At 42.0% G+C, this 22,078-nt stretch carries 26 protein-coding genes and 1 pseudogene; 7 read left to right on the top strand and 20 right to left on the bottom strand.

Annotated features, from left to right (window positions below):
* Positions 1–8: 8 nt before the first annotated feature.
* Both RE469_09615 and RE469_09610 read left to right on the top strand, forming a co-directional pair.
* Complete coding sequence (locus RE469_09615) at positions 9–227, top strand: hypothetical protein (GenBank protein ID WMT44445.1); 219 nt, start codon at positions 9–11, stop codon at positions 225–227.
* A gap of 211 nt (positions 228–438) precedes the next feature.
* Positions 439–1,266, top strand: a complete 828-nt coding sequence (locus RE469_09610; protein WMT44444.1) for a glycosyltransferase — start codon at positions 439–441, stop codon at positions 1,264–1,266.
* Here RE469_09610 and RE469_09605 read toward each other — a convergent pair.
* From RE469_09605 to RE469_09590, 4 genes are read right to left on the bottom strand one after another with little or no spacing between them, the layout of a single operon-like run.
* Positions 1,253–2,152 carry an NAD-dependent epimerase/dehydratase family protein gene (locus tag RE469_09605; GenBank protein WMT44443.1) on the bottom strand — a complete coding sequence of 300 codons (900 nt, stop codon included), beginning with the start codon at positions 2,150–2,152 and terminating at the stop codon, positions 1,253–1,255. The genes RE469_09610 and RE469_09605 overlap by 14 nt on opposite strands.
* Before the next feature lie 27 nt (positions 2,153–2,179).
* Positions 2,180–2,638: a hypothetical protein gene (locus RE469_09600; GenBank protein WMT44442.1), complete on the bottom strand. Its 459-nt coding sequence runs from the start codon at positions 2,636–2,638 to the stop codon at positions 2,180–2,182.
* A 34-nt stretch (positions 2,639–2,672) separates the two neighbouring features.
* Positions 2,673–2,897 carry a hypothetical protein gene (locus RE469_09595; protein ID WMT44441.1) on the bottom strand — a complete coding sequence of 75 codons (225 nt, stop codon included), beginning with the start codon at positions 2,895–2,897 and terminating at the stop codon, positions 2,673–2,675.
* A 31-nt stretch (positions 2,898–2,928) separates the two neighbouring features.
* Positions 2,929–3,540 (bottom strand): hypothetical protein, encoded by a 612-nt coding sequence (locus tag RE469_09590; GenBank protein ID WMT44440.1) that lies wholly within the window; start codon positions 3,538–3,540, stop codon positions 2,929–2,931.
* 92 nt (positions 3,541–3,632) lie between these two features.
* Between RE469_09590 and RE469_09585 the strand changes: the two genes are divergently transcribed.
* Together RE469_09585 and RE469_09580 are read left to right on the top strand one after the other, a co-directional pair.
* On the top strand, positions 3,633–3,932 hold the full coding sequence (locus RE469_09585; protein ID WMT44439.1) for a hypothetical protein: 300 nt from the start codon (positions 3,633–3,635) through the stop codon (positions 3,930–3,932).
* Between the two features lie 16 nt (positions 3,933–3,948).
* Positions 3,949–4,215, top strand: a complete 267-nt coding sequence (locus RE469_09580; GenBank protein WMT44438.1) for a hypothetical protein — start codon at positions 3,949–3,951, stop codon at positions 4,213–4,215.
* On the opposite strand, the gene RE469_09575 is transcribed toward RE469_09580, so the two are convergent.
* The 5 genes from RE469_09575 to RE469_09555 form a co-directional block, all read right to left on the bottom strand.
* The gene (locus RE469_09575) at positions 4,207–4,629 is read right to left on the bottom strand and encodes a hypothetical protein (protein ID WMT44437.1); all 423 of its coding nucleotides are present in this window, start codon (positions 4,627–4,629) and stop codon (positions 4,207–4,209) included. The two genes, RE469_09580 and RE469_09575, sit on opposite strands and share 9 nt — an antisense overlap.
* A complete protein-coding gene (locus RE469_09570) occupies positions 4,622–4,807 on the bottom strand; it encodes a helix-turn-helix domain-containing protein (GenBank protein ID WMT44436.1) in 186 nt (61 codons plus the stop codon). Before RE469_09570 ends, RE469_09575 begins: the two co-directional genes overlap by 8 nt.
* Positions 4,808–5,407: 600 nt before the next feature.
* Positions 5,408–6,418 carry a GDP-mannose 4,6-dehydratase gene (locus tag RE469_09565; GenBank protein ID WMT44435.1) on the bottom strand — a complete coding sequence of 337 codons (1,011 nt, stop codon included), beginning with the start codon at positions 6,416–6,418 and terminating at the stop codon, positions 5,408–5,410.
* Positions 6,419–6,461: 43 nt separating this feature from the next.
* Positions 6,462–7,556, bottom strand: a complete 1,095-nt coding sequence (locus tag RE469_09560; GenBank protein WMT44434.1) for a glycosyltransferase family 4 protein — start codon at positions 7,554–7,556, stop codon at positions 6,462–6,464.
* Between the two features lie 100 nt (positions 7,557–7,656).
* Positions 7,657–8,397: a hypothetical protein gene (locus tag RE469_09555; GenBank protein WMT44433.1), complete on the bottom strand. Its 741-nt coding sequence runs from the start codon at positions 8,395–8,397 to the stop codon at positions 7,657–7,659.
* Positions 8,398–8,626: 229 nt separating this feature from the next.
* Between RE469_09555 and RE469_09550 the strand changes: the two genes are divergently transcribed.
* Positions 8,627–11,848 (top strand): hypothetical protein, encoded by a 3,222-nt coding sequence (locus RE469_09550; GenBank protein ID WMT44432.1) that lies wholly within the window; start codon positions 8,627–8,629, stop codon positions 11,846–11,848.
* A complete protein-coding gene (locus tag RE469_09545) occupies positions 11,845–12,585 on the top strand; it encodes a class I SAM-dependent methyltransferase (protein WMT44431.1) in 741 nt (246 codons plus the stop codon). Before RE469_09550 ends, RE469_09545 begins: the two co-directional genes overlap by 4 nt.
* Before the next feature lie 36 nt (positions 12,586–12,621).
* On the opposite strand, the gene RE469_09540 is transcribed toward RE469_09545, so the two are convergent.
* The 4 genes from RE469_09540 to RE469_09525 form a co-directional block, all read right to left on the bottom strand.
* Positions 12,622–13,512 (bottom strand): hypothetical protein, encoded by an 891-nt coding sequence (locus RE469_09540; GenBank protein ID WMT44430.1) that lies wholly within the window; start codon positions 13,510–13,512, stop codon positions 12,622–12,624.
* A gap of 22 nt (positions 13,513–13,534) precedes the next feature.
* On the bottom strand, positions 13,535–14,662 hold the full coding sequence (locus RE469_09535; protein WMT44429.1) for a glycosyltransferase family 4 protein: 1,128 nt from the start codon (positions 14,660–14,662) through the stop codon (positions 13,535–13,537).
* Between the two features lie 141 nt (positions 14,663–14,803).
* Entirely contained in the window at positions 14,804–15,259 is a 456-nt protein-coding gene (locus tag RE469_09530) for an IS630 family transposase (GenBank protein WMT45659.1), read from the bottom strand.
* A gap of 11 nt (positions 15,260–15,270) precedes the next feature.
* Positions 15,271–15,750, bottom strand: a complete 480-nt coding sequence (locus RE469_09525; protein ID WMT44428.1) for a transposase — start codon at positions 15,748–15,750, stop codon at positions 15,271–15,273.
* A gap of 209 nt (positions 15,751–15,959) precedes the next feature.
* Between RE469_09525 and RE469_09520 the strand changes: the two genes are divergently transcribed.
* The gene (locus RE469_09520) at positions 15,960–17,063 is read left to right on the top strand and encodes a glycosyltransferase (protein WMT44427.1); all 1,104 of its coding nucleotides are present in this window, start codon (positions 15,960–15,962) and stop codon (positions 17,061–17,063) included.
* A gap of 173 nt (positions 17,064–17,236) precedes the next feature.
* On the opposite strand, the gene RE469_09515 is transcribed toward RE469_09520, so the two are convergent.
* From RE469_09515 to istA, 7 genes and pseudogenes are all read right to left on the bottom strand, one after another.
* Positions 17,237–17,899 carry a transposase gene (locus RE469_09515; GenBank protein ID WMT44426.1) on the bottom strand — a complete coding sequence of 221 codons (663 nt, stop codon included), beginning with the start codon at positions 17,897–17,899 and terminating at the stop codon, positions 17,237–17,239.
* A complete protein-coding gene (locus RE469_09510; GenBank protein WMT44425.1) occupies positions 17,896–18,276 on the bottom strand; it encodes a transposase in 381 nt (126 codons plus the stop codon). The genes RE469_09515 and RE469_09510 overlap by 4 nt, the downstream gene beginning before the upstream one ends.
* 260 nt (positions 18,277–18,536) lie before the next feature.
* Positions 18,537–18,764 carry a hypothetical protein gene (locus RE469_09505; protein WMT44424.1) on the bottom strand — a complete coding sequence of 76 codons (228 nt, stop codon included), beginning with the start codon at positions 18,762–18,764 and terminating at the stop codon, positions 18,537–18,539.
* Positions 18,761–19,063, bottom strand: coding sequence for a group II intron maturase-specific domain-containing protein (locus RE469_09500; protein ID WMT45658.1), 303 nt, complete (start codon positions 19,061–19,063; stop codon positions 18,761–18,763). Before RE469_09500 ends, RE469_09505 begins: the two co-directional genes overlap by 4 nt.
* A gap of 84 nt (positions 19,064–19,147) precedes the next feature.
* Positions 19,148–19,867, bottom strand: a pseudogene (locus RE469_09495) (reverse transcriptase domain-containing protein).
* 136 nt (positions 19,868–20,003) lie between these two features.
* The gene (gene istB, locus RE469_09490) at positions 20,004–20,765 is read right to left on the bottom strand and encodes an IS21-like element helper ATPase IstB (GenBank protein ID WMT44423.1); all 762 of its coding nucleotides are present in this window, start codon (positions 20,763–20,765) and stop codon (positions 20,004–20,006) included.
* On the bottom strand, positions 20,762–21,931 hold the full coding sequence (gene istA, locus RE469_09485) for an IS21 family transposase (protein ID WMT44422.1): 1,170 nt from the start codon (positions 21,929–21,931) through the stop codon (positions 20,762–20,764). Before istA ends, istB begins: the two co-directional genes overlap by 4 nt.
* Positions 21,932–22,078 lie beyond the last annotated feature (147 nt).

The following is a 22,078-nucleotide window of genomic DNA, read 5'->3' as shown; positions in this document are numbered from 1 at the left end:
GACATAGAGTGTCCAAGGATCTATGGAATGTTCCACATAACCTGGCATTCAACAGGAAGCAGGGAATAATCATTAGGGAAAGGGAGAAATCCAGATACAGGTTAAGGTTGGAAATAGAGCGGACATTTTCCATTCTGGAGGAGATAATCCATTGTGAGCATATCCGGTATGTCAGCAACAGGAACTATGAGGTTGCTGTTGACGAAAGGAAAGTGGTATACAACTGAATTGTCCCGATCAATCATATAAGACAAAGATCAAATAGGGAAATACTGGGCCTCGTTGTTTGACGCAAGTTTGGACACCCCAAGGATATCCAGGTAATGGCATAGGATTCTGTAAAGGTAACATCATTCCTGAATTTTATCATACGAAAATATTCATTGATTGAAATAAGACAGGGAAAATTATTAAATAATGCCAATATGTCACTTAATATTGGAAACATACCAGATAGTTCACCAGCCAGACTTCACACATTCGGAGAAGAAAAAAGAGATTCCTGATATATATCTGAAGAGATTTACCGTCATTATACCGGCATACAATGAGGAAAAACGGATTTCTCCAGTTCTGAATGACATATGCCGCTTCATCTCTGAAAACAAGCTTCCCTGGGATGTTATTGTTGCAATTGACGGTAACGATTCCACATACGATATTGCAGTAAATTTTGCTGAAACCTATGATTTTATTAGTATTGATCGGAGCCATGAAAGAAGTGGGAAAGGCGGTGCAATCAAAAGGGTGCTACCAAAAATTGACGGCGAATTCACCATAATTATGGATGCAGACAACAGCATTGGTTTCATCGATATCGTCGAGGCGATACAGCGGCTGGAGAAGAGTGATGCCGTAATTCTGTCCCGTTATACCGGAAAAAACAAGATACCACTGCTGAGGCGTTTCCTGAGCCGGGGCTTCAACATAATTGTCCGATCTATTACCGGCTTAAGTGTCTCAGACACACAGAGCGGCTATAAACTGTTCCGGAGCGATTTCTTTGTTGGTGCAATGCGCAGAGTAACAGTAACAAACGCATCGTATGATGTTGCACTTCTGTATCATATAAAAAAGATGGGCGGGCGCATTACGGAGACGCCGGCCGAATACACTCATGCCGACGACGGAAAACTCAATCCCTTATCCATGGCAATGAGCTTCGGCATTTCGCTGGTTGCATTCAGAATCCGGAATTCACCGCTCTATGCGCATATTCCACAATTCCTCGTTAAGCTTTACCACAGGAAGTTCAGATGGATTTAATATCATTCTGCAACATCTTCCTTATTCCAGATCTCAGATCAAATTCCGGCTTGAATCCAATGTCCCTTGCGGTCTTTGTCATATCCGCCTGTGTGAAATACTGATAGTTCTTCAGCGGATTTGGCACATGATCCGCCTGCGCCTGAGAATGCATCTCCTCCCTGACAGTGTTGAAAATTTCATTGAATGTTGTGCTAACGCCGGTTCCTACGTTGTATGATTCACCAGGTGATCCATGCAGCATTGCCAGAACTGATGCCCTTGCAGTATCTTCAACATATATGAAGTCCCGCCTCTGTTTGCCGTCACCGTAGATCACGGGCCTATCCCCGCTGTGTATTGCCTTGATGAAGCGCCATATGACGCTGGCATACTGCGACTTGGTGTTCTCCCCTGGACCATAGGTGTTGAAATATCTCAGGGAGATGCATTCCACCTCATTTCTGACCGAATAGTACCTTGCCAGGTGCTCGTCCACTATCTTAGTCACCGGATAAAGGTTGGAATATGCCTGAGGCAGGTTATCCTCCACAGAAACTTTTCCAGTGTCGCCGTACGTTGCCGAGGATGATGCAAGCACCACTCTCCCGATTCCCCTCCGCTTGGCAAGCTCCAGAATATTCAGGGTGCCGTTTGCGTTCACCTGAAATCCATATAGCGGATCGTCCTCAAACTGCGGAGGTGATGTTACCGCTGCCATGTGGAATATGCCGTCGAAGCGATTTTCAATCTTCATGAGGGAAGTGAAATCTGTGACAGATATCATGTAATCGGGATTTCCCGAAATATCCAGCGTTGACGCATCCATGCCGTGATCAGCAATATACTTCCGGATGTTCCTTCCAATGAATCCCTCTCCGCCCGTGATGAGAAATCTTTTGCCCATGCCAATGGAAATATTGCGGTTGTATTATTATTTTCCCGGATCCCTGCCAAAGATCCTCCTACCGTTCGCCTTCTCGCGTAGGCTTTCATTCTCCTCCCTGAGCTCCTCAATGGTGCTCTGGAGCACCCTGTTGATGCTTGCAATGTTGTTGCGGTCGTCACGCATCTCCCTGAAATCATTATCCTTCTGCTTTACCTCATCCAGAGCCATGCCCAGTTCATGCGACACGGACCTGATCTTCTCCGTCAGCCCGCTCACCGTGGCATTCATATCGTCAATGCTTCTGCTCAGATCCTGAATGACATTGTCCTTCTTTCCAATGATCTCGATGTGCTCGTCTTTCGTCAGTATATTCCCGTGGTTGTCCGCATAAAAATGCAGGATATCCGATATCAGCCCGGACATGGGCTGCCTCTTCTCCCTTATGTCCTCCAGCCTGTCGTATAAATCAGCAGGTATTGACAGCGATATGCGCTTCTTCTCCATTGTGCATCATGACCAGCACTGATAAAAATTTCACTCACCTGAGCATCTGGTTTATGATGCCCTTCATGTATGACATAAGTTCATCCATGTCTGCATTCCTGATGCGAGATATGCGCTTCAGCGCCTTCCGTGTCCTGCCGGATGCCATGAGCTTCATGGCCTTCCCTGCATCCCTCCTGACAGTTTTGCTCTCCCTGATGATCTGCGCCATGACGAGATCAAGATCGTCAAGAAGCTTCAGGCTGCGGTCTTTCTGCACACATGTATATGCGAAGGAGAATATATAAAATTCACCTGTTTCCGCCATGGTTCCCGCTGTGGATGTACTTCAGCATGGAATCAATGAGCCTTGATGCCTGCTGCTTTGACATCTCCTGAATTTTTTCGGAGCCGCATGCATGCATCATGGCGTCCATGACATCATCGGGGATCTGGCTGCCCCTGGCGAGGCTGGAGATGTATGAGAGCTGGTTCCTTGTTATGGGATCGCCGGATTCGCCATAATCCTGAGTGAATATTGAAGAAGCGCCCGTGACGCTCAGGACAGCATCGATGTATGACCTCTTCTTTGCCATCTTCAGTGCCACATTCCCATCATTGCCGTGATCCGATACAACCGCATAGCCCAGGCCGTTGCCCAGTTCAGTGCCATCACGATATATCACGGTTTCGGCAATGAACTCTCCTGTGCTGTGCCCGTGGGATAGAACGCGAGAGCGGAATATCAGCCCCATCTGCATCATGATGAGCTCGGCTCCTGCCTTGAGCAGCGTGGGCTTCTCACCCCCGATTATGAAGTGCGTGTTCTCAGCCATTCCCGCAAATATCTCACGAAGCCTTGCATTCATGGCCTCTGCCATATAGCTGGGCATGAATGTCCAGCCCTCCAGTTTGATATCCATGATCCATGCATGCATTACATGTATATAAGGTATCCGCCATCAAGCTTGATTGTGCATCATAACCATTAAGAATGCATATTCAATCATGAATTATGATAGTGAAGACGCTGTCCGAGAAGCATGCAGTTTCGGTTATCCTGGGCATATACGACAGGGGAGAGGTGAAAAAGATGCAGATCATGGATTTCGGCCCCTCCATAAACACCATTGACGCGCTGCTGAAAACACTGACGGATGAGGGCATCACAGCCATGAGGGAGGAAATGCAGGGCAGGAGGGTGTTTTTCATATCCCTTACGGAGAAGGGGAAGAGGATTGCATCCATTCTTGACACAATCAGGAAGGAATTTCCAGACGTGCAGCAGCTGCGTGGGTATAGTTTATATAAATGAATGTATTGATTTCGCAATGGCGGAACGGAATGCGGATTGCCATCTCGATGCTGTTGATGAAGATTTCAGGAATACGGTTGAATTCCTCATTGATCTTCTATCCCATGATGCCATGATGAATGGCATTCTGCATGAATTCCAGGACAGCATTCCTGACCTTGCGGCTGAGACCATGGAGAGGCTTCTGAGTATTGGATTATCAGACCCTAGAGACTATGCGTGTGTCATGGCAGCTTCAATCCTCGCATCCCATGCTGAGGAAATGCAGATGAAATCATCCTGACCCCTTCCTTCCCCCCATCTGATCCCTATTGACCAGCCCTCCGTACCTTGTCATACCGGCCTTTTCATGTTTATCAGTCTTATTGATAACGGACTCCCTCCAGGCCTTCCTGAGCATTTCCAGCGTGGCCGGATCCAGATACATTTCCAGTAACTCCATGACTGCAGTGCATGTGTCAAGCGATACCTTTCCGTTACCGGTCTGCATTTCCACGGACCCGGAACCTGATCTTATCCGTGCCACCAGGTCCTGTATGCTGATTGATCCCACCTCAACCCTGCCCGATGATCCGCTGGGTGCAGCGAGAAATATCAACGGGTTCCCGGCAAGCTTCCGGTTCAGTACGTCTATCGAAGTCTCCAGATCCTTTTTCATTTCATTCTGCCTGCTGATGACATCCTGGAGATCATTCATACTCACAACAGAGCCTGTGTACTGCCTCAATTTTTCCACAGCCTGTCTGGCCCTCCCTCCATCTGTTCACTGTGTCCTGGACAGTGGATCTGGCAATGCAAGTGCGCTTTGATATCTCCTGATAGCCAAATCCCCTGAGGTAGAGTTCTATTACTTTCCGCAGCGTTTGAATGTCCATGTGAAAAATAACAGTTTATTGTATTTATATTTACATTGAAATTCCGAACCAAATTTTCAGGGTCTGCATTACAATTAAAGAAAGGAAAGCTTGTAATTTTCATAATCGCACAGTGCAATTCCGGAGCATAATTGAATCTGTTATTGTATGCTTTACAGATCAAACTTCCATTTTCGGTTCTAATCCGTTCAGTTTTTATTGATGTCCAATCATTACCGGAACCCCATGAAACAACATGCGAGATGCCATGTCAGAAGCCTGTACGGAAATTTTGCCAGCCAGCCCGAAATCCGATCCGAATTCCCGTTGGCGAGTCGGCGTGAATTTGCAGTTTCTGGAAATTCTCAGCCGCTGATGTGGCAGGGAATACCTCCCCTATAATAGGTTCACCGTCATGTGTCCTTTTCCGTACGCTGACTGGTACCGCCGCCGGTATGTCCGTACACCGCTCCGTATATCTGCCCATACGGTGTCCCGTATACCGGCCGTACGGGGCAATAAAACAATCGTGTGAAATGAAAGCACTGAAGTTGTGCATTCCAGAAGGATGCCGGCATAGTGAATGATAGTCTCAGTTTATATGCTTAAAAGGTCCCGATGTCATCCCGTGAGGTCTATATCGTTCTTCACCATTATTTTTACCAGATCCCTGAAGTTGGTTTTTGGCTTCCACCCAAGGGTTTGTTTAGCCTTTGAATAGTCTGCGCGATAGTTATCAGATTCCAAAGGCCTATAAAATTCCCTGCTGACCTTAACTCTTGTCATACCTTCTGATAACCCGACCTCATTCATCCCGCTGCCAATCCATTCAATATCCATGTCAATCTCCTTGAATGCAGCCTCGGCAAATTCCCTGACTGTATGCGATTCTCCAGTACCCAGAACGAAATCATCTGGGTAGTCCTGCTGGAGCATCATCCACATGCCTTCCACATAATCCCTGGCATATCCCCAGTCCTTCACCGCGGAGAGATTTCCTAGTACGACCGGTTCCTTTGAGCCGTTATATATCTTGGCAACTGATTTTGATATCTTCCTGGTCACAAACTCGGGTCCGCGAACTTCTGATTCATGGTTGAATAGTATGCCGTTCGACATGAACAATTTGTATGCCTCCCTGTATGTTCTCACTGTCCAGATGCCTGCAAGTTTCGATACTGCATACGGACTCCTAGGAAAGAATGGCGTCATTTCGTTCTGTGGAGCCTCCTTTGGCTGCCCGAACAGTTCTGATGTGGCAGCAAAATACATCCTTGTATCGGGAGATGAATCCTTCACAGCATTGCAGACATTAAGGGTGCCTCCGATATTGGCATCGTATGTGGAAAGAGCGTTCTGAAAGCTGTATCCAACAAAACTCTGTGCAGCCAGATGATACAGTTCTTCAGGTTTCTCCTTCAAAAGAAGATTTGAGAGAAAATTTCCATCCGTTATATCACCGTAGTGAATGATGATCTGTTTTCTGAAACTCTCAGGCAGAAGATCTACAGTCCCCTGTGTCATTGAGCTATTCCGGCGCAAAATGCCGTGCACCTCGTATCCCTTCGACAGGAGTAACTGCGAAAGAAAATACCCGTCCTGACCTGATATGCCAGTGATTACCGCTTTCATCTAAGGGGATTGAAAATATTATATATTATGATTTCCCGGGAACTTATTTGTTGCTGCGATCATCAGTTATTTCTTTGATCAGCTTTTCCCACAATTCCGCGGTTTTGTCCCATGAATACTTCTTTGCGACTTCAACAGAGGAAGACCACCATTTTTCGGGATTTCTCAGGATCTCCAGTGCAGCTTCAGTCAGTGATTGCCTGTTGCCATTCTCAACGGTTATGCCATTTAAACCGTTTTCCACGCTATCAGAAACCCCTGGTACTTTAAACGCAACGGTAGGTGTGCCGGCCGATGCGGCTTCAATTATGGAGATGCCCCAGCCCTCTGTAATCGATGAGTGGATATTTAACCAAGAGGAGGCGACAATCTCCGCTACTTCACTATCGGAGATTTTACCTGTAAATGTTACATTTTCTTTTAAGTTCAGTTTCTCGCACAACATTTCAAGGCCTCGCCTGGAAAATCCGTCGCCTATCATTGTGAGCTTAAGATCAGTAATTTGACTTCTAAGTTCTCTCAGTAGATACAGTGACTCTTCGGGTCTTTTATACGGACGCATACCGCCAAAATAAACAACTGAAGGATATCCGGTTTTTATTGCAGGGTGGAACAGTTCACTATTCACACCCGGGCGTATTATGGAGATATTTTTTGATTTTATCCCCAGAATTTCTAGATCAGCAAATGATGTATTTGAAATGGTTACAAAATGTGAATTATGGTAAATTATGAAGTACAATTTCTCCAAAGCAGTTATAAAATACGCAAGTAACCTTCCAACCTGTCCTGGAAGTGACCTCGCGTGTAGATGCAAAAATGAAACTATGGTCTTGTTCCTCAACAGGACTGGGGATATCCAAGGCACAGCATGACCCAAATCAGCAATAATGACATCATATCTGTGCTTCAAAAGGTGCACGAGCAGGGCTATATGGGGCCCAACGCGGTAGCCATATCTCATTACGTGGATTCCATTCAGAATTTCAGCTCTTTTACAGTTTTTCCAGCCGCCTGCCAGAACTGAGACCTGATGACCACTTTTTATAAGGCGCATCCCAACCTCATAGATTATTCGTTCGGCACCACCAGCCCTTGGGTTCAGTGGATCACGGTGTGCAAGCCAAAGGATCTTCATGTAACCTTCCTTTGGTAGTGTTAAAGGTAAATAACTTTTGGTGTGATACTTTAGGCTGAACAATTGTTTTGTAAGAACTGAATAATGATGTTTACCAATTTCATTTCTTAACCGTGTCTTTTGTAACCGTGTTACTTCCTGAAATATAGCCCAAAATGAATGGAAAACCTCTTATCGCTTGTAGAGGAATACTTAGAATTCTATCGCCAATAGCGTATCCATATCTTGTTCGACCAGAAATATTTGCTAATTGGGAATAAACAGTTTTTCTCAGCATTTTTTGCGTGTATCCATATCTGTAGTATTTGCGAAAGACTGATTTCACAGTTTCATCTCCATAATGTAAGATTTCCGGGGATGAGATATATCCGATGCTCTGTGAAATTCTGAATGCCTCGAAATAAATAATTTCAAGATCAAGTCCAACTATATTGTTAAGGATTTCTGGATTCAGACTTGCCTTTATTCTATTGAGAGACTCGACAATAATATCTCTTTTGTAAAGCCTGGGTATTACACTTTTGTTTTTAACCGGATTCAGCTTATTTTTATTCACTACAATTGCCTTTTTATCAAGGTTTGAAAGCCTTATCAGAAGACCACTTCCAATATCTTTCTCCCCAATGGCTATTATATCTTCGGACATAGTATCTAGTCTCTCGAAAAGAGTATCAGAGACAAGCCTGGTATCATCAAGTATCAAGATCCTGTTACCAGACGAAGCCAAAACCGAAATCATCCTGCTCTCGAAACTTTTGGTGTGTTTTTTAATTATTCTAATATCATACTCAGATATAATATCACTAACATAATAATCTTTAGATGAATCATTTACTATCACCTCAAAGTCCTGAAAATTACTCCTAAAAATATAACTTAAACATTCCTCGATATATTTATTACTGATCACAGGTATACAAATTGAAAACTTCGGGCCCATGTTGACCATAACCTTATACGGTACAAGTATATGAATTGCCAAGTATTCAAAATAATTACGAGTAATTCGTTCCAGTTCTGTTATGGTGCAGATCAGTAACATTTATTAATATTTAATCAATGAGAATTAGGTGATTAAAAGAGACCTTAGTATCTGGAATGTCAGCAAAAGAATACTAAAGGAGTATTTCCCGTCTCCACTTGATTTAGTGATACTTTTTTTAATGGTTGTTCTGGCTTTAAGAGTTACACTCTTTACTCCGGGTTATTTGGGTTATGCGGATGTTGGCTGGCCCCTCTCTCCTAATTTATATGGTAACATTGTTTATGTCCCTTCTTTGTCTGTAGAGGGTACTGCTGTTTCCTTATTCAGCTTGACTCGAGACTTTATTTCGTGGCCATATTTAATTATTATAGCGTTTACAAAAAATATGCAGACCATCGAGCGTATCTATCTTTTTTATGGTTTATATTTGTTCGGTATTGGATGTTATATTTTTGCAAAGTTCTTTTTAAAGACAATCACTAATAATACAGGAAGAAAATTAAATAGATTGAATTCTGAGATTATAAAGCATTCTGCTGCAATTTTTGCATTTTCAAATCTTGTTGCCATTAATTACCTCGTCGATGGTGGTTTTTTCTCTGATGATCTTATCATGCTTTTTATCTCAATTGAGATTCTTGCTGTATGGACATTCAAAAGCGACATAAAATATTCCTTGCTGACTGGTGTTTTATTGTCTCTCACAATATTTCTTGACCCGGATTATTATATTATGTCAATAATTTCAATCGTAATCGTTTTGTTCATTTCAATGGGTCGTAAATCAATACTTCAAACTATGAAACGCTTAATGATTGCAGTTGTTATTTCATTACCTGCCCTCATATTGGTGCAATATTCATTGTCGGATTTGGCATTGCCAGGATCGTCAATAGTGTTTTACAGAAGCTTAGGCTCGGTTTATTTCAATGGAGGTAACCACATATGGTGGCTCTCATTGGCTCTCCTTGGGCATGCCTGGTCAATAATGACGTTCGGCCCCCCCTCCATAATGCTACTAGGGAATCTTATATCCAGAAGTCCTGGGGTTTTATTCCCGACACAAATACTTTTGCCAAGTGGTTTTATTACAGCATTGTGGCTGTTTGCAGTATTTTTCATTCCGTTAGTCGCCATTGCGTCTTTAATCTTTAGACGCACCATCAGATTTTCAATACCGCTATTTGTGTTGATCATAGTTGGTATAATTTTATCAGTTTATGGAACAATTCCTATTCTTTTCAACGTTGTATCCGATCTTACCTTATTACCATATGTAGGTGAAAGTATTGCCACATCTTTTTCACTTCCAGGTCACTTTCTTATGATAATCGCATCCGGATACCTCATCCTTTTTCCATTGACACTATATAATGTGCTGCTAGTGCAAGAGGAAAAGGATAAGAGCACCTCAACTCGGATTAAATATGGAGGTGATATCTTACATGGGATAATACTTAAGAGTGTTCGAGCAAAAAAGATCACTTTCAGAATCAGGAACAGGTCTAGTAAGCATCAATTCCTAGCTATTATTGTAGTTATTATTATAGTTCTAATGATATTTGCGGACTGGCAGGCTTTTAACGGTTCGTTCTATCCCGCTAGAGCAGACAATTCGTACCGGATATATAATGGAGTGCCAAACGCTGGATCATTTTCACCATACATGGTGCCCAATTCATATATGAGAGGATACGATTATATTATGAGTCAGAACGGCTCTTTTAACGTATATTGGCCAATAGGTTTAAGCAATCCACCGACAATGCACCCCATTTCTCTTCCCGGTTTTTCCTACCTAGGTAGCCATTTCCTGACTTCGGATTTGTCTCCATATCTCATTTCTCATAGCGTTAAGTTTGTTGTAGTATACCACATAACAAATTTTACCCAGCCACTTTTCTACCCTGCAAACAATGTACCCGAACTCTACTACATGTATTTTGGACAATATACCTTCAATAGTACACTTAACTTTCTTAACAAATCTTCGGGCCTAAGTATTGCATTTCATGATTCAAGCGTATACATTTACGAGGTTAACGAAGTCGATGGCCTATTTTACAAATCGTCACTACTGTTGAGGAATTCAAGTCTACAGGACTTCCCATACATATATAATTTATTTAGGAATGTGGGAATCAACGTTTCGACCACTAACCAACCTGGATATGGGGTTGGATTTGGTGTCAATTCAGTGAACAATGCAATAAACGTTATTTCTCCTTCTTATCTTATACGAAATGTTAAATTCATGGGAACACCACAAAACGTAAGCAATCTGAAATTAAATGGCATAGGAAAATATTATTCCAACAGTTTCATTGATACCCATAGTGCAATATTCAATGAGACTCCTGGCAATAATGAAAACGACGGAGGATATGTGACCACTGACTGGTTTGGTAATTTTACTACCAATATTTCCGGAGGTAGTTTTGGTCTCTCATCAAAAAACGTTTCAGAGGCCTCAGTCGAATATGGCGGTCCACCAGCAGAAGGATTGACAAATGGAGTATTCACTGGAAATCTACCTTTTTTGTCAAGTATCTCATTTAATATATTAAATAGCACTGATAAAGGGTCTGTATTGTATGTAGCTGCCATTGGATTAAATGCTACACAGAAGGCTGTCATGGATCAGCTATTCCCAATCGTTGCACCGAACAACCTAACGCATGAAAATTTCACTGTGAGCCCTCCCCCAGGAACAAAGTATTTTACTTTCATGATAGAAGGCGTTTTTTCTGGTGAATTTACTATTTCTAATATAAATATGACATTTAGTGTTTATCCATCTATTTCGCCTTTCTTTCCCAACCTTCCGTTAGGTAATTTTCTAAATGTAACTAATTCAACTGGCACATTCTTCGGTTTTCAAAAAATCAACGGGACTGCTTATGCTTCCGTCTCTGGCATCGGTTCACTGAACGGTATAAATATTTCAGGTGCTACAGGAGAGTTTAGAACAGTGGCTCTTAATATAAACCACTCACTCATAGTTACGGGAAATATATCCATTGCTTACTTGATTGTAGTGAAGAACTCAACAATTAAATCATTAGAAGGAAATTATGTCGTTTATAACGTGGGTGCAGTTAAATCATTTATTCTAACAACCTCCAATGGGTCCTATCAAGCTATCGTTACTACTGATGGCCTTGCTCTTTTTTCAAATGTAACTGGATCCAATTATTCTATCTCCGCACCATCTCTAGTGTACATACAATATGCATATTATGTAATAATTCTTTATCTATTTATAATTATGATATTTGTTGTATTGCTTCGGAGGGAAAGGATATGAAACAGGAAGAACAGAAATTTTACGAGAACATTCATGAAAAATTTTGGGGAAACTATGGTAATTCTGATGAGATAGCATTGGTTTCTCTACCTAGACTTTTGAAATGTAAGACCTTAATTGAGAAAGTCAAGCCAAGAAAGATGTTAAACTTAGGATTTGAATCAGTGGAAGTGGCGCGTTTTTTGACCTCGGAAATTGAGTTACATCCTGAGAATTATATTCTTGTTGACATCGACAGAATGTCGGTTACAAAGGCAAAGGATGCTGGGTTCAAGTCCATTTCCCTAGACCTATCCCATGAAATTTTGCCTTTTTCTGACAATCACTTTGACCTTGTATACATGGGTGAGCTGATCGAACATCTACTAAACCCTGACTTTTCAATACGCGAGATATACCGTGTTACCAAGAGTGGCGGAAAGATTATAATAACTACACCCAACCTCGCCTCTTGGTACAACCGAATTTTATTACTTGCTGGTATGGCTCCCATCAACATTGAGGTAAGTACAGAAGAGGTTGTTGGTAGAAAATTTAAATTTCTTGGGAACGGCTCTCCACCGGTCGGGCATATCCGGTTATTCACTGAAAGAGCAATGGTGGAATTTCTTCAAAAGAAGGGAATTTACCATTTCCATATAATTGGATATGAACGGGGAGATGTCAAATTTGACAGATTATTCTCTAAATTCCCATCCATCGCAAGCGGTATTATTGTTGAAATTACAAAGGTTTAACCTGAGTCTGCTTAAAACACCAGTGAAATTCTCACCTCAATAATATCTAACAAACGGACTGGAAATCTGTTCAAGCATATCTAAGGATATTATATCCTTCTCTGAGCTATGTTGTTCCCCTGGGCTACGGAAGTATTTAGATAGAACCGCAGAAATATACTCTCTTTCTTCTTTTGATACCGTCTCCGTAAGAATAAGCTGCTTAACCTCCTCTGGTTTCAACGTGACGTGTCCTCTCTTTCCATATAGAAAAACCATAGCCATGTACTGGAATGCTTTCAAGGTCCATTTCATTCCCGTAAGGCCATCCCTCCATCCCTCCATCTTGAAAAAATTGAAGAAAGGATAGATAGACCTCAATATCAGTCTGCCCTCAATACGTTCCTGTGAAGTATATCTTTTGGCTTTCTCGTACCAGCCCTTCCAATTCTCTTGGCTGAAATTGAAGATACTGCCTTTGAGTTTTATGCAATCATTTCTATTTCCGGTAAGAGCTTCGTGTACGCGGCCAATATAAACAAATTCTCTATTGTCATATATTCGTGGATTGTATCTTTGAGCCATTGAGACCTCCTTGACTCCCACAAATGTTTTGATATTGACACAGTACATTTTCGCTTCATAACTGATCTGTTTGACCTCTTTTAAAAAAGTATCATCCAATATTTCATCCGAGTCGATTACAAGTATGTGCGTTGTTTCCGCACAATATGCCCCTAAATTACGTAGATAGGCATAATTTTGTGATGATGAGTAAATAATCCGAATACTGTTTGAAGTTGATGGATTTTCTCGGCGATTTGTGACTATAATTACCTTGTCTGTGATTTCAAGTATGGTCTTGAGCGACTTTATTTCAGAAATCTGGTGATTTGTGATTATAACACAAGTAATTCCATTATTTATCTTGCCAGAATCGGACTGCATAAAAATACCCTTTATAGTAATATCAAAACATCCCCAAAAAGCTATTTACCATGAAATCTAAATTATGACGCGCCCCGGTCTTAATTCCTTCCTTTACTAATTTATAACGATATTGCTTATTACTTATAAGTTCCTCTACCAGACCTGCAATTTCAATGGGATCAAATTGTTTCGAAACGATGCCATTTATGCCATTTTTCACAAATTCCCTGATGCCCTCATTGTCTGTTGTTACAAGCGCTGCGCCGCATGCCATGGCCTCAAGCGCAGTTAGACCGTATCCCTCAACAAGAGATGGAAGAATAAATATTGCGGCTTGATTATATAATTCCGATAAATGTTCATTGTTCACAATCCCATGATGGTGAACATAATCTGGCACAGTGGATTGAGGAAGGTCTCCAAAAGAGTGAATGGTGATTGTTGGGTCTTCCTTATGTATACTACTTATTATTTCTAGACCCAAACGTGCTCCCTTGTACGCCTGTCGTCTCAAAGGTAGTAGTATGTTTTTATCATCTCTTTTTTCTGGGGATATATAGCACTTAAAAAAGTTATTGTCTATCGACAAAGGTATCTGACCTACAACATAGTTCCTATATGTGTTCGTGACAGAGTTATTGGTAGATATAATAGGGATGCCGAAAGTGAGTGCTGTATGTGCGATACTGGACAAAGACGGGTTCCACCGTTCGTCTGAATCATCCTGTTGCAAAAAAATGTATTTCTTCCCATTTGTTTTCCATTCACTCATAACTAGAGAAGTATGCCAGCCATTAGCAATTAAATAGTGTGCGTGTATAGGTTTCTCCCCGTTGGAAAAGAATAATTTAATTCCATTAAATTCCTCATTGTAATTTATTTTCAGAAATTTTCTCATTAAGATCAGTGGAATTATACCGGCCCTGTGATTTACAATATTACTGAAGACAGAATAAGCCAAATTCTTCCTCACGTAGTTTTTTAAACTCTCATCTGGATAAATGCGACTTAAATTCCTGAAAATGTCCCTTATGAACAGTATTCCGACACTGTAGCCTTTGTCCCTCAGTGCAGAAGCTAGCTTATATGTAATTTCAAAACCGCCGCTGGGCCTTAGAGTAATACCCGCATTTATAAAAAGAAAATCTAGTTCACCACTGTCTTTCATCGCTTTTCTCAATCATTTTCTAGATTTAAAAACTATTTTTAGTTTTTTCCTTTGAATTTATAGCCAATTACCTATATAATTATACTTTTGTTGAGGAATTTCTCTACCCAGCTTTTTGCAAATGTTAGACTTTCTAAAAAATTAAATGAAGCTTTTCTTTATGGCATCTTTGAGATCGCCTTCTGAATCTATTGGCGCTATGGATACGGTTCTCTTGATGCTTTTCCATATGAATTCTATTGGATTCAGATCGGGAGAATACGGTGGAAGGGATATCAGCTTGATATTCAGCAGCTCAGCAGCCTCTGGGACGATCTTTGAATGATGTGATCTGAAATTGTCCAGTATTATGGCTACAGGTTTTTCAGGATTCCTTTCCCTTATCCCCCTTATGAAAGAAGTTACGTTTACCTTCCGGGAGCGATCCTGAAAATCAATGGCGCTTTTACCGTTCATTGCGTAGAAACCCAATGTGTAAGCCTTATATTTTGAAGTATCCCTGATGATCTCAGGTTTACTGAAAGACCATAATCTAACCGTGTTCGCCGTAGTCTGTGGTGCAGATTCCTCCAGGAATCCGATTACATATTCCTTCAGGGATATTTTGCCTAAGTTTTTTTTAGAACGTTTTCCGCATCTCTTGGCCTGCGTTTGTCATGAGGGTATGGCTTTGCATACCTCACGCCCATCTTCTTCAATATGACCCATATCTGCTTCATTGTATATTCTATCCCGAATTCATCCCTTATCATATCCCTAACCTGAGAGGTTGTGTACTCCCAGTTTTTAAGCTTCTCCTTCAGCATTTCTTTCTGTTCATCAGACATCTTTGATGGCCCCTTCCTTGCGTATCTCGGCATAAGGCCTCTGTATCCATCCTGATTCCATCTCCTCTGCCATGCGTATCCCATCATCTTCGTTATTCCGATTCTCTTTGCAGCTTCCCGGACAGAATCACCATTGTATCTGTACTTAACAAAAAGGAGTCTTTTCAGAACCTTTGTGCTTCTTTTAAGGCTTTTTATCAACCGATTCAGATTATCTTCATCCATCTTCCTCTCGATGTGATACATCTCCGTTTTGACCATGAAAATCTAATGTTAATAAGTATAATAATATTAGTAATTAACTATAATTTCGTATATTGTCCAGAGATGCGTGAACCAATTCGAGATGGTCTCTCGGATCACTAAGGGGATTCTATAAATGCATTGACGAGATCAGGGAAATGTTCCAGAAGAGGTATCCTTCATGATAACACAACTTTTGGGACGCTATGCGAAAGGAGGATCAAATCGTGAATAACTTCAGGCTAACAAATATAGCAATATTAAACAACAAGGAATATGAAACTGGTATAGGAAGATATTCTCTCAACATGCACAAAACCCTCCTGAAGCATGGTATTAATTCAACTCTATATCAGCTATTCACACACAATCACTACAGGGTAACTAAACAAGAAGATATATATGGAATTAACCTGGGCAAATATTCCAATTTTTTAAATACAGCATTTTTGAGTTTATATCAGCGAAAGATAAAACATGTAGTTAAAGGAAACATAATCCATATTTCAGATCCATCTATATCGAATCTAGTAAAAATATTCCCCAGTGCAGTATTAACAGTACATGATTTATATTATGTAAATAATAAATGTAATTCGAGAATAACATCGCTTATGATGAAGGAGTCATATCGACAAATTAATTCCTTTGAGTACATACTTGTTGATTCGGATTTCACTAAAAAATCGTTGATAAAAGAGCTAAAGACCAGCTATGACAAGATATTCTTAGTTTATCCTGGAATTGATATCAACGCATTTAAAAATAAAAATATAAAAAATAAGAAGCTTATAGGGTTTACTGACAGTGACATAGTGCTGCTTAATGTTGCATACGATAATCCAAATAAAAATTTAAAGTTCTTATACAAAATCTTATCATCTCTTCCTGCAAATTACAAACTTGTTAGAATAGGTAAGAATACTAAGGAAAATGTAGAATATACTAAAAAGATCGATGTTTATAGTAGGATCAAATTTATCGAAAATTTGAATGATTGCGAACTAATAAAATACTACCAGAACTCAGACATTTTTGTTTATCCTTCCTTTTTTGATGGATTCGGTTATGGCAATGTGGAAGCTATGGCATCTGGATTACCTGTAATTACATCTGATATACCTCTAATGAAGGAAATTGTGGGAAATTGCGGAATACTCTTAGACATTGAAAAATTTGATCAGTGGATAGACGCCATTTTAAGCCTTTCTGATTTGGAGAAATACAATTATTTTTCCTTATTAGGTGTTGAGAGAGCTAATAATTTTTCTCTTGAGAATGAATTCAATCAGTTAAAGAATTTTTATGAATTAGAAAATTTAGTCAAATAAGATATTTTCCTAAAACCTTTACTTTAGACGTTTTCTTTTAACTGTTAGTTTTCCAAGGTTCCATTGATGTTGTGGAGAATTCCTGCAAATTCAGTCAGTTTTCGACAAAAAACTCTCCGCTATTCCCTCTTTCTGCATCTCTTTTCCTGGTTTTTTCTCCCATCCGCCAACGCTTACGCTATCATCCCCCTTCTCTTCAGGTGAACCACCGTGGATAGATTGTATGCCATATTGACAAATGTCATCTTCACCCTCACCCTTCTCACCATGGTGACAAGGGTGTGACCACCATTCTGCACTCTCTTGATCACTGAATATGGCCGCTCTCCCGGTGTCCGCTTCCTTGAGATCCTGAGATTCCTGCGGACCTGTTTCATGGTCAGGGGAGTGTTTCTGGATGCACGATCCATTGTGGCGTTGAAACCCCTGCATGGTTCTCCCTGATATCCCCTGTCACGATAGCACGGCATCCCAGAAACGGAGAGATCGACCCGGGAATCATGCACTGAGGCAGTGGTGATGACAAATTCACGGATCAGGGGGATGTCCGCACCATGGGATGAGTGCTGCTTGTATCCGAAGAAGTTCTTTCCATCCTTCTTTGTGAATGTGCCATCCCTGGATCTTCTCGTCGTTGATTCCCTGCGCATATCCTTCCTGAGGCGTTTCTTCTCTTCCATGGCTGTCATGGCCTGTCCTTCAGCCTCCTTCATGTCCACCGGCGATTGTGTCTCAGAGGGTTCAGGCATATCCGGTGCTGGAGGCTTCTTTCTCCCATGCTTTCCATGATTAGATGTGATGAAGGAGGCATCCTGGATCACTCCTTTCCTGATCACAATCCCCTTCGACTCAAGCTGCCTCCATAATTCCGACCAGATATGTTTGTCCATTCCCGGAATGCCCACAGCGTACGTGCATCCGGCACCTTATCCGGATAGTGGAGAAAGTTGTGAAATGATATGCGGTCATACAGTTCCTTTTCGAGTTTCTCATCCACTATGCTGGATAAGTCCTGGAGGAAGAGTGCCTTGATCATGACTATTTCATCGAAGTTGGGCCTTCCACCCTTTTCGGTGTTATTGTGGAACAGGCTCCTGATCATGGGCCTCATGTATTCCCAATCAATTGAACAGTCTATCTCAGGGAGAATATCTTTGCTTCTGATAGCTTCATACATTTCCGAAAGGCTGAAATCCTTGAATGTGGACATCATTATATGCATGAAAAGGGCATGAATAAAGGTTTGTACAGAGACCTACAGACAGCAAAGTGGAGGGGTTAATAGAAAACGCCTAACGTGAATTATTTTTACCTCTTATTCATGCCTACAACCAACAATGAAAAATACAAAAAGTGAAGGCCGACAAGAGAGCAGGTTTGCAAATTTAATCTCTAACTCCCGCTAATTTACATAATAGGTATGTCCAGCCCGTCAATTATGATCCTTGACTTCTTTGGTATCTCCGATGTTTTCTATTCGTCGCCTATCTTGAGCCTGTTCACCCTCTCAAGGTGGACAAGCACATCGCCAGGGGAATATTTCCTCTGCATGCCCTTTGACTTCAGCATGGCATATATGCGGTAATGCATCATGAGTGCAATGAAGTTGATGTGGTAGAGTAGACTTCTGGCGTTACCCAGAAGCCCCTCGTCGAACCGGGCTGGCGGTTTTCCCGCATCCGGCTCACCGACTGCTTTCATGACATGGTATTATGGCGTTTTGCCCATAGCATTGTTGGAAGATAATTCGTAAGTGAGAAACCGTTCTTTTCTATGTCTTCATATCTCCATCTGCGCGGTATGTTATGCTGTCTGCAATACATATACATGAGCCTGTTTTGTGCATAGTTCCATACATTGTGTATTTCCTGTGAGACTGTGCTGTGTGCGAAGTAGTTTTCCCATCCGGTAAGAATGGGAATGAGGACTTCCCGGATCTCTTCAGGTGTGGCAATAGATAAATTTCTTCTGTTTGTGAGGTCCCTGATTCTTTCTCTTATTCTCCACTTCGATCTCTCCGACGGGAACCATCTTGTTGTTAATTTCCCTCTTCGTCTGGCGTAGTGCCTGACGAAGTGAAAGCCAAGGAAGTCGAATCCATCTTCTGCCTTCACAATCCGTGTCTTTTCAGTATTCATTGTGAGGTCCATGCTGTCCATGATCTCGTCAAGTTTCTTCTTTGCCATTGCAGGATTACCGCTCATTATGATGAGATAGTCGTCCGCGTACCTTATGAGATGGGCATTCTCTCCGTATCGATTCTGCAATCCCGATGCCTTCCACTGCTTGTCCAGCTGATCGAGGTATATGTTTACCAATAGTGGCGAGAGAGGAGAACCCTGCGGTATACCACGATCCTGCGAATGTATCTAGCTGTCCTCCATGATGCCTGTGTCGATGAATTGCCGTATAAGGTGCAGAAGTGTTCCGTCTGATATTCTTTTTGCAACCTGTCCCATTAGCCTGTGCTTGTCAATGTTGTCGAAGCATTGCGATATGTCTGCATCTATTACGTGTTCACAGCCGTAATTCAGGTATTTCACGATTTCGTCAACAGCATCATGAGCAGACTTATTCGGCCTGAAAGCGAATGAGTTCGGCTCGAACTGTGTTTCGAAGATCGGTTCTATCATGATCTTGATGGCTGTCTGTGTTATTCTGTCCTTGACTGTTGGGATGCTCAATGGACGTTTCTTTCCATTCGCTTTGGGTATGTATACCCTCTTCAGTGGTGATGGTGTGTATGTCTTTGATCTCAGTTCGGACTGTATCTCTTTCAAGAGTGTTTCCGATCCTCCGTTCATGATCTCCCTTATGGTTATTCCATCGATACCCGGGGAACCACCATTCTTCCTGACGGATTCTGTAAACGCCGGTCAAGATTTGTGCAAAATCGCCGGTTTGAAATTGACCCCCTTATATATAGCTTTCATTGCTTTTTCACTCCTTCCTCATTGTTGGCAGTGAGTTCTTCTTCCTGTCCTTCAGCCTGTATGACTCGCCCTTTATGTTTATGACAGTGCAGTGATGGAGTATCCTGTCAAGGACAGCTGAAGCCCTCACTGAATCGCCAAGTATCTCACACCATTCGCTGAATGACTTGTTTGATGTGTAGATCGTTGATCTTTTCTCATACCTCGAAGAGACGAACTGGAAGAACAGGTTGGATTCCTCCCTTGTCAATGGCAGGTAACCGATCTCGTCCACTATCATGAGCCTGAACCTGGAATATGTCTTTATCCTGTATTCAAGCCTCTTGAGATCATAGTCACGCTTCAGAGTCTGCACAAGCTTCATGGCTGATGTGTAATATACCGGAATATCGGACATGATTGCACGCATTCCCAATGCCACCGATAGGTGAGTCTTCCCCACACCTGGTGGACCAAGGAATACAACATTCTCAGTGTTGTGCATGAACCTCAGTGTCATGAGATCGTCCATCACCGATCTGTCAATGGAGGGCTGGAATGAGAAATCGAAATCATCCACTGTCTTCCGGAATGGAAAACCGGACCAGTTCAGCATGTTCTCCGTCTTCCTTGAAAGCTTGTGCTTCAGCTCTTCGGAGAGGAGATGATCCAGTATGTCCATGACCGGCCTGTCATGGGATGTTTCAAGGTATGAATCAATGATGCTTTCCATTGTTGACATGCCCAGCCTGCTGAGGTATTCATGTACCCTCTCGTATGAATCCATCATGACACCTCCTCGTATCTCTTCAGGTCACGTGTTTCCACTGCCTGGGAATACACATTGGAATTCTCATCGCGTATTGCCTTGAGAAGGCCCTCGAAATGTTCCTTCTTCCTTGATATCCTTCCTGTTCCGGGTATCGGGGAATGTTCAGCAACAATGCTGGAATCGATCTCTATTTTCACCAGTGCTGGTTCCTCAATGATACTGCATTCCCTGCCTGCATATTTCCAGGGAACGGAATACCTGTTCCCCTTATACGAAACATAGCAGTCCCTTGATATCTTTCTGGATTCCTCCTTCCTTGTCATGTATGCCGGTACTGATGAAAGTGGGCTGAGTGATTCCTTTTTCCATCTTTCCACAGGTACCTCATGTGTTGTTCCATGTATCTGTGAATTGACCTTTCTGAGCCATTCCCGGCACTGCACATTGATGTCTGATAGCGACTCAAATGTCCTGCCTGCCCAGAAGTTGTTTCTCACATACTTTATTGTGTTCTCGATCTTCCCCTTCGTTTCAGGCCTGTATGGGTAACATAACCTTATCACAATACCATAGTACTCTGCGAAGTCCAGGAACTTCTGGTTGAACCTGGATTCTGAGGCTTTCAGTTTTCTGTCGATAACAACCTGCTTCATGTTGTCGTATAGGATTGTATCGGTGAATCCTCCATAGAATGAGAATGCATTGATATGCATCCTTATGACGTTCTCGGTGGATATGTCTGTGGTGAATTCCACATAACGCATACGGGAATATCCAAGTATCGTGGAAAAGGCGTAGAGTTTTCTGTGCTTTCCATCAATATCAATGTGGCCGAACTCGCCGAAGTCCACCTGTGACTGTTTTCCCGGATCTGTTTCGTAGCGGTACACTGCCTGTATCCTCCGATCCTTTCGCAGTTCATGGCAGTATTCCTTCAGTATTGTGTATCCGCCATTGTATCCAATCTTTCTGATCTCCTCAAGTATCCTGACAGCCGAAAGGTTGTGTTCATCTATGAGTGCCCTGATCTTCTCCCTGTAGGGATCAAGCTTTGAACCCCTCTTCCTGTTCTGCTTGTTCTTCGGTTCTGATTTTAGATACTTTCTCACGCTGTTCCTTGATATGCTGAGTTCCCTGGCTATGGACTTTATGCTCATTCCCCTATCCTTCATGTCCCTGATCATTCTCCACACCTCCAGCCGGTACTATTCAGACCCTCTTCCACATAAGGAAATGGATCAGAATTAAACCGGCGATTACAATCTGCAAGGACGGAATGAAAACATACCAAGCAAAATAATACAAAGGGCTGCACTCGGCCTACCCTTATG

Source organism: Cuniculiplasma divulgatum (assembly GCA_031200235.1).
GTDB lineage: Archaea > Thermoplasmatota > Thermoplasmata > Thermoplasmatales > Thermoplasmataceae > UBA509.
This window is presented reverse-complemented; position numbering and strand designations above follow the sequence as displayed.

Bases quoted from the DNA above. Each gene is read 5' to 3' on its own strand.
- RE469_09605 (WMT44443.1), bottom strand. From the start codon at position 2,152: ATGGGCAAAAGATTTCTCATCACGGGCGGAGAGGGATTCATTGGAAGG.
- RE469_09600 (WMT44442.1), bottom strand. From the start codon at position 2,638: ATGGAGAAGAAGCGCATATCGCTGTCAATACCTGCTGATTTATACGAC.
- RE469_09590 (WMT44440.1), bottom strand. From the start codon at position 3,540: ATGGATATCAAACTGGAGGGCTGGACATTCATGCCCAGCTATATGGCA.
- RE469_09585 (WMT44439.1), top strand. From the start codon at position 3,633: ATGATAGTGAAGACGCTGTCCGAGAAGCATGCAGTTTCGGTTATCCTG.
- RE469_09580 (WMT44438.1), top strand. From the start codon at position 3,949: ATGGCGGAACGGAATGCGGATTGCCATCTCGATGCTGTTGATGAAGAT.
- RE469_09575 (WMT44437.1), bottom strand. From the start codon at position 4,629: ATGAATGATCTCCAGGATGTCATCAGCAGGCAGAATGAAATGAAAAAG.
- RE469_09570 (WMT44436.1), bottom strand. From the start codon at position 4,807: ATGGACATTCAAACGCTGCGGAAAGTAATAGAACTCTACCTCAGGGGA.
- RE469_09565 (WMT44435.1), bottom strand. From the start codon at position 6,418: ATGAAAGCGGTAATCACTGGCATATCAGGTCAGGACGGGTATTTTCTT.
- RE469_09560 (WMT44434.1), bottom strand. From the start codon at position 7,556: ATGAAGATCCTTTGGCTTGCACACCGTGATCCACTGAACCCAAGGGCT.
- RE469_09545 (WMT44431.1), top strand. From the start codon at position 11,845: ATGAAACAGGAAGAACAGAAATTTTACGAGAACATTCATGAAAAATTT.
- RE469_09540 (WMT44430.1), bottom strand. From the start codon at position 13,512: ATGCAGTCCGATTCTGGCAAGATAAATAATGGAATTACTTGTGTTATA.
- RE469_09535 (WMT44429.1), bottom strand. From the start codon at position 14,662: ATGAAAGACAGTGGTGAACTAGATTTTCTTTTTATAAATGCGGGTATT.
- RE469_09525 (WMT44428.1), bottom strand. From the start codon at position 15,750: ATGGTCAAAACGGAGATGTATCACATCGAGAGGAAGATGGATGAAGAT.
- RE469_09510 (WMT44425.1), bottom strand. From the start codon at position 18,276: ATGATGTCCACATTCAAGGATTTCAGCCTTTCGGAAATGTATGAAGCT.
- RE469_09505 (WMT44424.1), bottom strand. From the start codon at position 18,764: ATGAAAGCAGTCGGTGAGCCGGATGCGGGAAAACCGCCAGCCCGGTTC.
- istB (WMT44423.1), bottom strand. From the start codon at position 20,765: ATGATGGATTCATACGAGAGGGTACATGAATACCTCAGCAGGCTGGGC.
- istA (WMT44422.1), bottom strand. From the start codon at position 21,931: ATGATCAGGGACATGAAGGATAGGGGAATGAGCATAAAGTCCATAGCC.